Here is a 13,137-nt window from a genome sequence, read left to right as displayed (position 1 = left end):
GACTGACAATCCCGCTGTCAGGGCGGACGCAGAGCGTATTCATCGATGCGCTCTAAAGACAATCTAAGGAGCAGACATGCACTCGCGTCAGCGATTACACCGTTTTCGGCAGCGAAAGCGTCTCCGTCATCAGCGTTTGTGTGCCCGCATTTTTCATCTTGATTATCTGGTGGTCAAAAACGTGAATACACCACGTGTTGTTGTCCTTACCGGAGCAGGGATTTCTGCCGAATCCGGTATTCGCACGTTTCGTGCCTCGGATGGACTGTGGGAAGAGCATCGGGTGGAGGATGTCGCCACCCCGGAAGGGTTTCATCGCGATCCGCAAACGGTTCAGAATTTTTACAACCAGCGTCGCCGCCAGTTACAACAGCCGGAGATTGCGCCCAACGCCGCGCATCTGGCGCTGGCGGAACTGGAAGCGGCGCTTGGCGATCATTTTCTGCTGGTAACCCAGAACATTGACAATCTGCATGAGCGCGCCGGCAGCAAGCGCATCATCCACATGCATGGCGAGCTGTTGAAAGTGCGTTGCAGCCAGAGCGGACAGGTCTTTGAGTGGACGGGCGACGTTTCGGCGGACGAGCGTTGTCACTGCTGCCAGTTTCCGGCGCCGTTGCGTCCGCACGTGGTGTGGTTCGGTGAAATGCCGCTGGAGATGGAACGCATTTATCATGCGCTGTCACAAGCAGACCTGTTTGTTGCCATCGGTACCTCGGGCAATGTCTATCCGGCTGCCGGCTTTGTGCATGAAGCGCAGGTGCACGGCGCGCATACCGTGGAGCTGAACCTGGAGCCCAGCCAGGTGCAGAGCCAGTTCGACGAACACATCTATGGCCCTGCCAGCAAAGTGGTGGTGGAATTCGTTCGCACCTGGCTGGCGCGACACCCGTCAACCTGAGCCTGATGACTTGCCCGCCCAGCGCGGGCGTATGGCGCTGGGCATGGGGTCGGTCAGCGGCGGATGTTCCTGCATCAGCGCATCACGGCGGGCGCGCAGGCACTCTTCAATCTGGTCGAATGGCAGGTTGGCTTCGTGGTTGTAGAAGCTGTATTCGCATTCGACGCAGTTGCCGGATGGCTCGGCCTGCCGGCTTTCGTTTTTTCGCCGGCCGCGATACAGCGTGCGCCAAAGGGATGTCAGCATAATTTACCCCGCAGGATGACTGGTTGATGATGATCTATCCCCAAAATAATTCGCGTTGCAGGAAAGCCAGCACACCTGGAACGTGAAGTATGACGGGTATAATAGATGTGTTGATAATGACCTATAGGTATAAAGGTAGTCGAGATTGCGGCGATTAAAAAACAATCAATCTGGATAAGATAATCACATCTCATACAATGCGGCGGGGGAATGGGTCATGATCCCTTGCGGCATACTTTGCGAGCCGCTTTCCATTCCCTGGCGAAAATTCACGGCATCAGCTTGATATCACAGCGGATATACGCATCATGATTGCCATTGTCCGATTTTTCATTGCAGGCGACCCCATGCAGTCAACCCCGGTGCGTTATACCCAACTGAAACAGCAACAGCACAAGCGAGATCGCCGGCGGCTGTTGGGGTTATGGCTGTTGCTGGCGGTCGGCGTGGCGATAAGCTTGTGCGCCGGCGAGCGCTGGATTGGACCGACGCACTGGCTGGATTCGGACTCATCGTTGTTTATCTGGCAACTCAGACTGCCGCGCACGCTGGCGGTGATGCTGGTCGGGGCGGGGTTGGCGATGGGCGGCGCGGTGATGCAGGCGGTGTTCGATAATCCGCTGGCCGAACCGGGGTTGCTCGGCGTATCCAGCGGCGCAGGCGTGGCGTTGGTGCTGGCGGTGCTGATCGGGCAGGGGATGCTGCCGGTCTGGAGCCTCAGCCTGTGCGCCATCGCGGGCGCGCTGCTGGTGACGCTGATGCTGCTGCGCTTTTCCCGCGCCGGGGTGTCCAACGCGCGCCTGCTGTTGATCGGGGTCGCGTTGAGTATTATCTGCAACGCGCTGATGACCTGGGTCGTCTATTTCAGCACCAGCCTCGATTTGCGCCAGCTGATGTACTGGATGATGGGGGGATTCAGCGGGGTCGACTGGCGTTACGGCGGATTGATGTTACCGATGCTGCCGCTGCTGGTCTGGCTGGCGCGTTGCGGCGGGGTGCTCAATCAACTGGCGCTGGGCGAACTGGCCGCCCGGCAGTTGGGGGTCGCGGTATTTTACTGGCGTAATGTGCTGGTGTTGGCGATGGGCGCGCTGGTGGGCATCAGCGTGGCGCTGGCTGGGGTGATCGGCTTTGTCGGGTTGGTCATCCCGCATATTTTGCGCTTGTGCGGGCTGACCGATCAGCGCTATCTATTAACCGGGTGTGGGCTGGCCGGCGCCGTTGTGCTGATGCTGGCGGATACGCTGGCGCGCACGTTGCTGGCGACTGCGGAGCTGCCGGTTGGCGTAGTCACCGCCACGCTGGGCGCGCCCTGGTTTATCTGGCTGCTGCTGCGCCATCAGGCGTGATCCCCGCAATGATGAACAGGCCGGCGCACAAGCCGGTGTGACGAAAAAGGAACAGACGATGAGCAATACGCTATACGCAATTCCCCTGCAAACTATCGATGGCCGTCAGGCATCGCTGGAAAACTGGCGCAACAACGTGCTGCTGGTGGTCAACGTCGCCTCGCAATGCGGGCTGACCAAGCAATATGAAGCGCTGGAGAATCTGTATGAAACCTATCGTGACCGCGGGTTTGCGGTACTGGGGTTTCCCTCCAACGAATTTGCCGGGCAGGAGCCAGGCAGCAATGAAGAGATAAACGCGTTTTGTCGCGGGACGTTCGGCGTACAGTTCCCGATGTTTGGCAAAATTGACGTCAACGGGAGCGGACGTCATCCGTTGTATCAGGCGTTGATTCAGGCTCAACCGGAGGCGCTGCGGCCGCAGGGGAGCGAATTTTACGAGCGCCGCGTCAGCAAAGGACAGGCGCCGGCTCATCCGGGCGATATCCTGTGGAACTTCGAAAAATTTCTGATCAATCGCCGTGGCGAGGTGATAGCGCGTTTCTCACCGGACATGACGCCGGATGACGGCGCGATTATCAAAGCTATTGAGCAGGCGCTGGCGCAGTAACCGTGTCTGTCCAACCGCTGCTGTACCTGCACAACGTCAGCGTCGCCGGGCGTTTGTCATCGGTGACGGTGCGTTGCCGCCCGGGCGAACTGGCGCACATTATTGGTCCCAATGGCGCGGGTAAGAGCACACTGCTGGCGTTAATGGCCGGATTACAGCCGGGGGACGGCGAGACGCTGTTGTTGGGGCAGGCGATCGCCGACTGGTCGGCGCGCGACCTGGCGAGGGTACGCGCCTACCTGCCGCAACACCATAGCGCACTGGCGCTGATGCCGGTGTTTCAGTACCTGCAGTTGCACCAGCCGCCGCGCTGCGATGCTGAAAGCGTGGATAACGTGGTGCAACAGTTGGCCGAGCGATTGTCGCTGACGGATAAATTGCGTCGCCCGCTGACCCGGCTTTCCGGCGGCGAATGGCAGCGGGTCAGATTGGCGGCGGTGCTGCTGCAAGTCTGGCCGACGCTCAATCCTTTGGCCCGGTTGTTGTTGCTGGATGAACCTGCCGCCAGTCTGGATATAGCCCAGCGTGTGGCGCTGGATTCATTGCTGGCGGAGCTGTGCCGCGCCGGGATTGCGGTCATCGCCTCGGGCCACGACCTGAACCATACCCTGCATCACGCCGACCGGGTATGGCTGATGTCGCGTGGCGAGTTGATGGCGCAAGGGGCGGTCGCTGATGTGATGCAGCCGGAAGCGCTGTCCCCGGTATTCGGGGTGGCGTTTACACGTTATGCGCTGGACGGCCGCCACTGGATGCTGGCGCAGCAGGAATGACGGTATCGGAGAAAAAACCGGTGCCGGGCCGATGTGGCTTCCGGCCGGTTCGCGGGTGACGCCAGGCAAAATATTCTTCGTAACGCGCTGTCACAACAGAAAAATTCTCTGTTTTCGGCCGATTAATGTTCGGGCGCAAATGATAATATGACGTAATTCGATTTTTGTGGGGTTGTTCTTCGTTAACAATTGTTCTTCGTCAACAATTATTCCCCGTCAACAGCGAGCACGATGCATGAAGTTCTGGAGATTTTGGCTAATACTGATGGCGCTGTTTCTGGCTGGATGCAGCAGCCATGTTCCGCAGAGTACTCGCCTGGGCGATGCCGGTGAGGTGCGGGCGCAGTTGCACGCCCAACTGGCAAAGTGGCGTGGCACGCCATATCGCTATGGCGGGCTGGATCAGAACGGCATCGATTGTTCCGGTTTTGTCTATCTGACGTTTCGTGACCGGTTCGGCTTGACGCTGCCGCGCTCGACGGAGGAACAGACTGAAGTCGGCACTCGCGTCGACCGTGACGCATTACTGCCGGGCGACCTGGTCTTTTTCCGTACCGGCAGCGGCGAGAATGGGCTGCACGTCGGCATCTACGACAATAATGATCAGTTTATTCATGCCTCCACCAGCCGCGGTGTTATGCGGTCGTCGCTGAACAACGTTTACTGGAAACGGGCCTACTGGCAGGCTCGCCGCATCTGATTTTCCGACCGCCCGGCGGCGGTCAGCTGCTATTCGGAGTTTCGCCATGCCTGCACTGCGTTTGCTGATTTCCGATTCTGTCGACCCCTGGTTCAATCTGGCGGTGGAGGAGTGCATTTTTCGCCAGATGCCGACCACGCAGCGGGTGCTGTTTTTATGGCGCAATGCTGAAACCGTGGTGATCGGCCGGGCGCAGAACCCGTGGAAAGAATGTAATACCCGGCGCATGGAGCAGGATGGCATCAAACTGGCGCGACGCAGTAGTGGCGGCGGGGCGGTATTCCACGATCTCGGCAATACCTGTTTTACCTTCATGGCGGGCAAACCCGGCTATGACAAGAGCGTTTCCACCGGCATCATCCTGCGGGCGCTGGCAACGTGCGGGGTGACGGCGCAGGCATCGGGGCGCAACGATCTGGTGGTTGAGACCGCGGATGGCGTAAGAAAGATTTCCGGTTCCGCCTATCGGGAAAGCGCCGATCGCGGCTTTCATCATGGGACGTTATTGCTGGCGGCCAACCTTTCCCGTCTGGCCGATTACCTCAATCCGGATGTTAAGAAACTGCAAGCCAAAGGCATTGCATCGGTACGTTCGCGGGTGGCCAATCTGGCGGAGTTGCTGCCGGAGATTAGCCATGAGACGGTTTGCGATGCCGTTACGCAGGCATTTTTCGAGCATTATCAAACCCGGTGCCAACCGGAGATTATCTCACCTGACGTTGTACCGGATCTGCCGGGGTTCGCTGAATTGTTCGCGCGCCAGAGCAGTTGGGCGTGGAATTTTGGTCAGGCGCCGGAATTTACCCATATGCTGGATACCCGCTTTGACTGGGGTGGCGTAGAACTGCATTTCGACGTGGAGCGTGGCGTAATCAGCCGCTGTCAGCTTTTTACCGATAGCCTTAATCCTACACCGCTGGAAGCGCTGGCGGAGCGGCTGGAAGGGGTGTCATACCGTCCGGATGCGCTGATGGTTGTTGGCGAGCGGCTGGTGGCGGATTTTCCTCAACAGCATAACGAAATAAACGCATTAATTGTCTGGTTATCGGAAAGCATTCGTTAATAATTTGCAATGGGTATTAGGGCTTTGTCTGAAAAATGAAAAACGGATTGTTTTTCGATACCGCCGAATTATAGATTAGTGTCGGTTCCGGTAGTAACCAAATGGGTATTCGCGTGAAGAAAAGGATTGGGATTATTTATCATATCTTCTTACGGGTATTTAGGGGCGCGATTGTTGAATCGGAATTATAGCTTCTGAATCAACATAATATTACGCGCCCCGTTTGAGTATTATTGTTAATAATCTTTAATGTTTCTGGAGTGGTAGCAGCGAATAGGATCAGGTCAGGCATGTATTGTCTGGCTGCCCGTTACGGCGGGTTCAACCTTTTTAATCTGGCTATAACACTATGCGTATCCAGCTTGAAGTTGACTATGTCAGTCAGTATCTTTTCTCTCCGATTTATCATCTGGATTCACGGTTGCTGGCGCTTGAGATGATCGGACGTTTCCAGAGCACGGCAGGAAGTCTGTCCATGCCACAGGAAATCTTACTGGGCATGCTGAACCACCGACAGAAGCGAACGTTGCTGAGAGAGCAACTGGCAATCCTGAAGGATAAATCAGCCTGGTTTATCAATAACCGGGTGACTGTGCTGCTGAAGATCGATCATACATTGACGGAGTTTCTGGTTAACGACGAGTCGCTGGGGCGGGAGTTTCGCGCGCTGCCTTTTTTGCAGCTTGAAATTAATGAGAGTTTTCCCGATATATCCCGTGGGCGGGATAATTCCCAGTTGACTAAATTAAGCCAGTCTTTCCATTTATGGCTGGATAATTTCGGCTCCGGGAAAATGAATCTAAAGCCATTTTATGACGGTATGGTTGCCAGTGTGAAAATGGACGCCGCGTTTATCAATAAATTATTAACCCGACCCGCGTCTGTTTCTATTATTAATCCGATGTTACAGGTGATGAAAAAACATTGCCCCTCGCTGAAAGTTGTGGCGAAAGGGATTGATAATATAGCCAGTTTTGAAAAGGTATGTGAGCTTGACGTCAACGCTGTTCAGGGACAATTATGGCCGAGCTTGCCGCCGGAAGCGCTGGATAATGCGCTGATGCCGGTCGCCTGCTACGGTTGAACAAATGTGGGCGCTTGGCTGCGGCTGACGCCCGCTGTTTGTACGCCATCCGCTGTCTATCTTATTTGCACCATTCTTATTTACACCATTAATGTTTCCATACGGCTAATATCCCTGTATTTACTCCGTGTTAATTCTCCAGCCGCGGTTCTACACTGACGGAAAAGGGGGAATTATGTCGCATCACCTTCTGTTTAATAACCATTATCACCAGCAACTGCCGGGGTTTTACACCGAGCTGACGCCCACGCCATTGCAGGGGGCGCGTTTGCTGTATCATAACGCCACGCTTGCTCAGGAACTGGGGTTATCGGACGCCTGGTTTGACGGCGACAATAGCCGAATCTGGACCGGAGAACGGCTGCTGCCGGGCATGGCGCCGCTGGCTCAGGTATACAGCGGTCATCAGTTCGGGGTCTGGGCCGGGCAGTTGGGTGATGGACGCGGCATCCTGCTCGGGCAACAGCAACTGGCGGATGGCCGTACACAAGACTGGCACCTTAAAGGCGCTGGACTGACCCCCTATTCACGCATGGGAGACGGCCGGGCGGTATTGCGCTCGGTGGTGCGCGAATTTCTGGCGTCGGAAGCGCTACACCATCTCGGCATTCCCACCACGCGTGCACTGACTATCGTCAGCAGCGACCATCCGGTACGGCGTGAGCAGGAAGAGCGGGGGGCGATGCTATTGCGGGTGGCGGATAGCCATGTCCGTTTCGGTCACTTCGAACATTTCTATTACCGCCGCGAGCCGGAGAAAGTGCGTCAGCTGGCGGAGTATGTCATCGCATGCCATTGGTCGCAGTGGCAGCAGGAAACCGATCGCTATTACCTGTGGTTCAGCGATGTGGTGGAACGCACTGCGCGATTGATTGCTCACTGGCAGGCCGTTGGCTTTGCCCACGGTGTGATGAATACCGACAATATGTCCATTCTTGGCCTCACCATCGACTACGGCCCGTACGGGTTTATGGACGATTATCAGCCCGGCTACATCTGTAACCATTCGGACCATCAGGGGCGTTACGCATTCGATAATCAGCCGGCGGTGGCGTTGTGGAACCTGCACCGCCTGGCGCAGTCGCTATCGGGGTTGATGTCCAGCGATATCCTGCAACGGGCGTTGGATCGCTATGAACCCGCGTTGATGCAGCGTTTCGGCGAACTGATGCGCGCCAAACTCGGTTTTGATACGCCGCAGGCGCAGGATAACGAATTGCTGGTGGGGTTGTTGAAGCTGATGCAGCGCGAGCAGGCGGACTATAGCCACATTTTTCGACTATTGTCGGAAACAGAACGGCACAGCAGCCACTCACCGTTACAGGACGTGTTTATCGATCGCCCGGCATTTGACGATTGGTTCCGCGCGTACCGTCAGCGGCTATCGCTGGAAAGCGTGGACGACGCTGAGCGCCAGCGTCGGATGAAGCAGGCTAATCCGCGTTATGTGTTACGTAATTATCTGGCTCAGCAGGCGATAGAACAGGCGGAGCGGGAGGATATCGGCTTACTCGGGCGTTTGCATCAGGCGTTGCGTCAACCGTATGCGGATCAGCCGGATATGGCCGATCTGGCCGCGTTGCCGCCGACATGGGGCAAACATCTGGAGATTTCCTGCTCCAGCTAAAATACGTGGTCCCGGCAAGCGAAGCCGGTGGGAAAGATAAGATAACTGACTGTATGATGGTCAGAATTAGGGGAGTAACTGGCTTATTATTTCCCATGCCACGCCGTAAAATCAGTATAAACTAGGGAGTACCCCGCCATTATTCGTGACGCGGGTTTGCCCGTCAGGGCGAACTATTCCGATGCGCCACGGCGGTTTGTTGCAACGGATATATCGGTTGCGAAAAATAATTGGCTAACAGAAACAGGCCGGTTGCGAAAAACGCAGTGTGATAAAAGCAGTGTCATTTTATGTACAGGGGATAAATGGATGTTGTTAGTCAAACGAAATACACAAAGACTGCTTCTGGGGGTGGCCGGCTCGATTTGGCTGGGTAGTCTGTTGACTTCGTTTTCCGCTCAGGCGGCTTCGCCGACTGTACCGGGCAGTGTGGTGTCATCGGCCGCGTCAAAAAGTCATACCTCTGTTACCGCTGGTTTGCCTGCCGGTATTTCACCTCATTATCTTGGCGAATTGACCGCGCTTTATACGCGCCAACGCATGCAACCGATGTGGAACGACAGCCACGTCGTCAAGGCGTTTCAGCAGCAGCTGGCGGAAGTCGCGCTTTCCGGTATTCAACCGCAATTCACCACCTGGGTCACCTGGTTGACCGACCCGAAATTAAACGGTTTTGCCCGCGATGTGGTGCTGTCGGACGCCATGCTCGGGTACATGCAGTTTGTTGCCGGGGTGGAGAAAAACGGCAACAGTTGGTTGTACAGCAGCGTTCCCTATAAGCTGGCCATGCCATCGGCGGAGATGATTGAACAGTGGCAGCGGGCGGTCGCATCGGGCAACGGGCTGACGTTTATTGCGTCGCTGGCGCCTCGTCATTCCCAGTATGCAAAAATGCACGACGCGTTGAAAAACATGCTGACGGACAACCGTCCCTGGCCGAAACTCATCCTGGCGGACTCATTGCGCCCCGGCGATGAAAGCAACGCATTACCGGTATTAAAAGAGATTCTGCTGCGAACCGGCATGTTGAATCAGGATGGTAGCGCGATGCCGTTGTTTAATGAGGCGTCGTCAGGTAATACATCGCCGCTGCGTTATGAAGGGGATGTTGTGGACGCGGTGAAACGCTTCCAGCACTCGCAAGGGCTGCAGGATGACGGCGTGATCGGCAAACGGACCCGCGACTGGCTCAATGTCTCTTCGCAGATGCGTGCTACGTTGCTGGCGTTGAATATCCAGCGCCTGCGGCTGGTGCCGGACAAGGTCAGCAGCGGCATCGTGGTCAACATTCCCAACTACTCGCTCAGTTACTATCAGAATGGCGCGGAGATTTTGTCGTCAAAGGTGATTGTCGGTCAGCCTAAACGCAAGACGCCGCTGATGAGCAGCTCGCTGAGCAATGTGGTGATGAATCCGCCGTGGAACGTGCCCACTACGCTTACCCGTCAGGACATCATTCCTAAGGTGATTCAGGACCCGAGTTATCTGCAGCGCCACGGTTACACCGTATTGTCAGACTGGACCGAAAGCGCTCAGCCGATCGATCCTTCGATGATCGATTGGCCGATGGTATCGGCCAGCAACTTCCCGTACCGCCTGCGTCAGGCGCCGGGGGACAGCAATTCGCTGGGGCGTTACAAGTTCAATATGCCGAATACGGACGCCATCTACCTGCATGACACGCCTAACCACAATTTGTTTCAGCGAGATATCCGGGCGTTAAGTTCGGGATGTGTGCGTGTCAACAAGGCGTCGGAGCTGGCGGCATTGTTATTGCAGGATGCCGGCTGGAACAATGCCCGTATTTCGTCAACCCTTGAGCAGGGCAACACCACTTATGTGGCGGTGCGCCAAAGAGTACCGGTGAATTTTTACTACCTGACCGCCTGGGTGGCTGACGATGGCAAGCCGCAGTTCCGCACAGATATTTACAATTATGATGATACGGTGAAAACCGGCGCGCTGGCTTTGTCTAAGGTTGGATTATTATTACAGTAAGTATCCGTAATGCGGGCAATTCTCGGGTTGCGTCGACGGGCGTTGTCAGGCGAAAAGCGGTGGGACCCCGCGCCAGAGTTGGCGTAAAGCCGGTTGACGGGCCTGTCGCCGGCAGTTAAGGTGCGAAGCGGTGCATTTTTTACGTACCGCTTCACTTGCTGTTCTTCTCTTCGCTTTTTTTAGCCCAGGGTACTCAAGCTTTATGGAACACATTGATAATCATCGACGCAAATGGCTGGCGCTCGGCGGCGCGGCGTTAGGGATAGCACTGCTACCGGGTCAATCGCTGGCTTCGTTATCCACTGCTCGTCCGCGTATTCTTACGCTGAACAATATCAATACCGGTGAGCGCCTCAAAGTCGAATTCTTCGATGGTCGTCGTTATAACAAAGAAGAGTTATCCCGGTTAAACCATTTCTTCCGCGATTATCGGGCGAACAAGGTCAAAACCATCGACCCGGCGCTGTTTGATCAGCTCTACCGCCTGCAAGTCATGTTGGGTTCCGCCAAGCCGGTACAGCTGATCTCGGGTTATCGTTCTTACAGCACCAATGAAGATTTGCGGTCGCATAGTAAGGGCGTAGCAAAACAGAGCTATCACACCCAGGGAAAAGCCATGGATTTCCATATCGAAGGCGTCCAACTGGCTAATATCCGAAAAGCCGCGATGAAAATGCGTGCCGGCGGCGTTGGCTATTACCCGCAGAGCAATTTTGTGCACATTGATACCGGAGCGGTTCGCACCTGGTAACATGAATCACTGAGTGGGCGAAGTCGCATTCCCTTGAACAAGGATTGAAGTAAAACGGAGCGGTATGAAGTACCAGATTATTCCTGTCACAGCTTTTAGCCAGAATTGCACGCTGTTATGGTGTGAAAAAACGTTGCAGGCCGCCATTGTCGATCCCGGCGGTGAAGCAGACAAAATCAAGCAGGTTGTGGCGCAGACCGGCGTGACGGTGACGCAGATTCTGTTGACGCATGGTCATCTGGACCATGTGGGTGCCGCCGCTGCGCTGGCCGAACATTTTCAGGTGCCGATCGTTGGCCCGCAACAGGCAGACGCCTTCTGGCTTGATGGGTTACCCGCCCAGAGTCGGATGTTCGGTTTGAATGATTGTCCGCCGTTGGTGCCGACCCGCTGGCTGGAGGAAGGCGATACCGTCGCCATTGGCGAATCGGTGTTATCTGTTCTGCACTGCCCGGGGCACACGCCGGGGCATGTGGTGTTCATCGATGAGCAGGCGCGTTTCGCACAGGTTGGCGATGTGATTTTTCGTGGCGGAGTAGGGCGTAGTGACTTCCCGCAAGGGAACCATCAGGCGCTGGTGGATTCCATCCGCAACAAGTTATTCCCGCTGGGCGATGATATCGCCTTCATTCCAGGTCACGGACCCATGTCCACATTTGGTGAAGAGCGTCGTACTAACCCGTTTGTGCGTGATGCTGACTGATTCTCGTTTTATTGAGCAATATAAAAAGGCCAGCATGTTTGCTGGCTTTTTTGTTTTTAAAGGGCGACAAGTTTAATTACAGCACTGCAACGATGGCTTCGCACAGCGGCGCCATATTTTCCGGTGTCATGCCTGCTACGTTGATTCGGCCGGAGTTCACCGCGTAAATACCAAATTCGTTGCGCAGACGCAGCACCTGATCCTTGCTCAGTCCGCTGAAAGAGAACATGCCATTCTGGTTGATGATAAAGGCGAAATCCTGATTGGCGCCTTTTTCCTGCAGCGTACTGACGAACAGGTGGCGCATGCGCTGGATACGTTCACGCATTGCCGTCAGTTCCTGTTCCCAGATGTTACGCAGCGATTCGTTGGAGAGCACCGTCGCCACCACCGCAGCACCGTGTGACGGCGGATTGGAGTAGTTGGCGCGGATCGCCGCCTTGACCTGGCTGAATGCGGTGTCGACGGTAGCGGCATCGGCTGCCACGATAGTGCAGGCGCCGACACGCTCGTTGTACAAGCCAAAGTTCTTGGAGTAAGAACTGGCGACGATTAATTCTTGGTGTTTGGCGGCAAAAATGCGCAACCCTGCGGCGTCTTCATCCAGACCACGAGCAAAGCCCTGATAGGCGAAGTCAAACAGCGGCAGCCAGCCTTTCTCCAGCGCCAGATCGGCCAACTGCGCCCACTGTGCTTCCGTTGGGTCGATGCCGGTGGGGTTATGACAACAGCCATGGAACAGTACGACATCGCCGGCCTGAGCCGCATTGAGGCTGGTCAGCATGCCGTCAAAATCCAGCGCGTGGTTAACCGCATCGTAATAGGTGTAATCACAGACTTCGAGGCCGACGGCAGTGAAAACATTTTTGTGATTCGGCCAGCTCGGGTTACTGACCCAGATGCGCTTGGCGCTGGTCTGGTTGGCAATGAAGTCTGCGGCAACACGCAGGCCACCGGTGCCGCCCGGCGTTTGTGCGGTACGTGCACGTTTGTTCGCAATGATCTCGCTCTGCTTACTGAACAACAGCTCCTGAGTGCAACGGGCAAATTCCGGTATGCCATCGATACTCAGGTAGTTTTTGGTGGTTTCTGTTTCCAGCAACAGCTGTTCCGCTTTTTTAACACTGGTGAGTACCGGCGTCTTACCTGTTTCGTCCTTATAGACCCCAATCCCCAGATTGATTTTATGAGGACGCTCGTCAGCGCGAAACAGGTCGGCCAGCCCCAGAATCGGGTCGGCAGGTGCGGCAGAGATTTTTTCAAACATTGCGAAGTAATCCATGACAGAGAGTAAACAGAAATAGCAGGTTAACGCCAGCGCCCGGCTTTGCC

At 55.7% G+C, this 13,137-nt stretch carries 13 protein-coding genes; 11 read left to right on the top strand and 2 right to left on the bottom strand.

Annotation, left to right across the window (positions count from 1 at the left end; all coding sequences use genetic code 11):
* Positions 1-76 precede the first annotated feature (76 nt).
* Positions 77-901 carry a Sir2 family NAD+-dependent deacetylase gene (gene cobB, locus DXX3274_RS13430; RefSeq protein WP_042860187.1) on the top strand — a complete coding sequence of 275 codons (825 nt, stop codon included), beginning with the start codon at positions 77-79 and terminating at the stop codon, positions 899-901.
* Here the strand turns inward: cobB and DXX3274_RS13425 are convergent.
* The gene (locus DXX3274_RS13425) at positions 893-1,147 is read right to left on the bottom strand and encodes a hypothetical protein (protein ID WP_038668072.1); all 255 of its coding nucleotides are present in this window, start codon (positions 1,145-1,147) and stop codon (positions 893-895) included. The two genes, cobB and DXX3274_RS13425, sit on opposite strands and share 9 nt — an antisense overlap.
* Before the next feature lie 347 nt (positions 1,148-1,494).
* Between DXX3274_RS13425 and btuC the strand changes: the two genes are divergently transcribed.
* From btuC to DXX3274_RS13375, 10 genes are all read left to right on the top strand, one after another.
* On the top strand, positions 1,495-2,496 hold the full coding sequence (btuC, locus tag DXX3274_RS13420; RefSeq protein WP_042860186.1) for a vitamin B12 ABC transporter permease BtuC: 1,002 nt from the start codon (positions 1,495-1,497) through the stop codon (positions 2,494-2,496).
* A 58-nt stretch (positions 2,497-2,554) separates the two neighbouring features.
* Positions 2,555-3,106, top strand: a complete 552-nt coding sequence (locus tag DXX3274_RS13415; RefSeq protein ID WP_042860185.1) for a glutathione peroxidase — start codon at positions 2,555-2,557, stop codon at positions 3,104-3,106.
* A gap of 2 nt (positions 3,107-3,108) precedes the next feature.
* Entirely contained in the window at positions 3,109-3,879 is a 771-nt protein-coding gene (gene btuD / locus DXX3274_RS13410) for a vitamin B12 ABC transporter ATP-binding protein BtuD (protein WP_042860184.1), read from the top strand.
* Between the two features lie 235 nt (positions 3,880-4,114).
* Positions 4,115-4,579 (top strand): NlpC/P60 family protein, encoded by a 465-nt coding sequence (locus tag DXX3274_RS13405; RefSeq protein WP_038668077.1) that lies wholly within the window; start codon positions 4,115-4,117, stop codon positions 4,577-4,579.
* 46 nt (positions 4,580-4,625) lie between these two features.
* The gene (locus DXX3274_RS13400) at positions 4,626-5,642 is read left to right on the top strand and encodes a lipoate--protein ligase A (protein ID WP_042860183.1); all 1,017 of its coding nucleotides are present in this window, start codon (positions 4,626-4,628) and stop codon (positions 5,640-5,642) included.
* 349 nt (positions 5,643-5,991) lie between these two features.
* Entirely contained in the window at positions 5,992-6,726 is a 735-nt protein-coding gene (locus DXX3274_RS13395) for an EAL domain-containing protein (RefSeq protein WP_042860181.1), read from the top strand.
* A gap of 175 nt (positions 6,727-6,901) precedes the next feature.
* The gene (locus tag DXX3274_RS13390) at positions 6,902-8,353 is read left to right on the top strand and encodes a protein adenylyltransferase SelO (RefSeq protein ID WP_042860180.1); all 1,452 of its coding nucleotides are present in this window, start codon (positions 6,902-6,904) and stop codon (positions 8,351-8,353) included.
* 309 nt (positions 8,354-8,662) lie between these two features.
* Positions 8,663-10,351: a L,D-transpeptidase gene (gene ldtD, locus DXX3274_RS13385; protein WP_042860178.1), complete on the top strand. Its 1,689-nt coding sequence runs from the start codon at positions 8,663-8,665 to the stop codon at positions 10,349-10,351.
* A 202-nt stretch (positions 10,352-10,553) separates the two neighbouring features.
* On the top strand, positions 10,554-11,102 hold the full coding sequence (locus DXX3274_RS13380) for a YcbK family protein (RefSeq protein ID WP_038919485.1): 549 nt from the start codon (positions 10,554-10,556) through the stop codon (positions 11,100-11,102).
* A gap of 64 nt (positions 11,103-11,166) precedes the next feature.
* A complete protein-coding gene (locus DXX3274_RS13375) occupies positions 11,167-11,805 on the top strand; it encodes an MBL fold metallo-hydrolase (protein ID WP_042860177.1) in 639 nt (212 codons plus the stop codon).
* 76 nt (positions 11,806-11,881) lie between these two features.
* Here DXX3274_RS13375 and DXX3274_RS13370 read toward each other — a convergent pair whose 3' ends face one another.
* Positions 11,882-13,072, bottom strand: coding sequence for an amino acid aminotransferase (locus DXX3274_RS13370; protein ID WP_042860176.1), 1,191 nt, complete (start codon positions 13,070-13,072; stop codon positions 11,882-11,884).
* Between the last annotated feature and the right edge of the window lie 65 nt (positions 13,073-13,137).

The sequence above is a fragment of the Dickeya sp. NCPPB 3274 genome (assembly GCF_000406205.1).
Lineage (GTDB): Bacteria > Pseudomonadota > Gammaproteobacteria > Enterobacterales > Enterobacteriaceae > Dickeya > Dickeya fangzhongdai.
Note: the sequence above shows the minus strand (reverse complement) of the source record. Positions and strands in the feature narration are given on the sequence as shown.

What these genes read in the sequence shown, in the direction of transcription:
- ldtD (WP_042860178.1), top strand. Translation starts at nt 8,663, where the DNA reads ATGTTGTTAGTCAAACGAAATACACAAAGACTGCTTCTGGGGGTGGCC.
- DXX3274_RS13390 (WP_042860180.1), top strand. Translation starts at nt 6,902, where the DNA reads ATGTCGCATCACCTTCTGTTTAATAACCATTATCACCAGCAACTGCCG.
- DXX3274_RS13405 (WP_038668077.1), top strand. Translation starts at nt 4,115, where the DNA reads ATGAAGTTCTGGAGATTTTGGCTAATACTGATGGCGCTGTTTCTGGCT.
- cobB (WP_042860187.1), top strand. Translation starts at nt 77, where the DNA reads ATGCACTCGCGTCAGCGATTACACCGTTTTCGGCAGCGAAAGCGTCTC.
- DXX3274_RS13425 (WP_038668072.1), bottom strand. Translation starts at nt 1,147, where the DNA reads ATGCTGACATCCCTTTGGCGCACGCTGTATCGCGGCCGGCGAAAAAAC.
- DXX3274_RS13370 (WP_042860176.1), bottom strand. Translation starts at nt 13,072, where the DNA reads ATGTTTGAAAAAATCTCTGCCGCACCTGCCGACCCGATTCTGGGGCTG.
- DXX3274_RS13395 (WP_042860181.1), top strand. Translation starts at nt 5,992, where the DNA reads ATGCGTATCCAGCTTGAAGTTGACTATGTCAGTCAGTATCTTTTCTCT.
- DXX3274_RS13400 (WP_042860183.1), top strand. Translation starts at nt 4,626, where the DNA reads ATGCCTGCACTGCGTTTGCTGATTTCCGATTCTGTCGACCCCTGGTTC.
- DXX3274_RS13380 (WP_038919485.1), top strand. Translation starts at nt 10,554, where the DNA reads ATGGAACACATTGATAATCATCGACGCAAATGGCTGGCGCTCGGCGGC.
- DXX3274_RS13375 (WP_042860177.1), top strand. Translation starts at nt 11,167, where the DNA reads ATGAAGTACCAGATTATTCCTGTCACAGCTTTTAGCCAGAATTGCACG.
- DXX3274_RS13415 (WP_042860185.1), top strand. Translation starts at nt 2,555, where the DNA reads ATGAGCAATACGCTATACGCAATTCCCCTGCAAACTATCGATGGCCGT.
- btuC (WP_042860186.1), top strand. Translation starts at nt 1,495, where the DNA reads ATGCAGTCAACCCCGGTGCGTTATACCCAACTGAAACAGCAACAGCAC.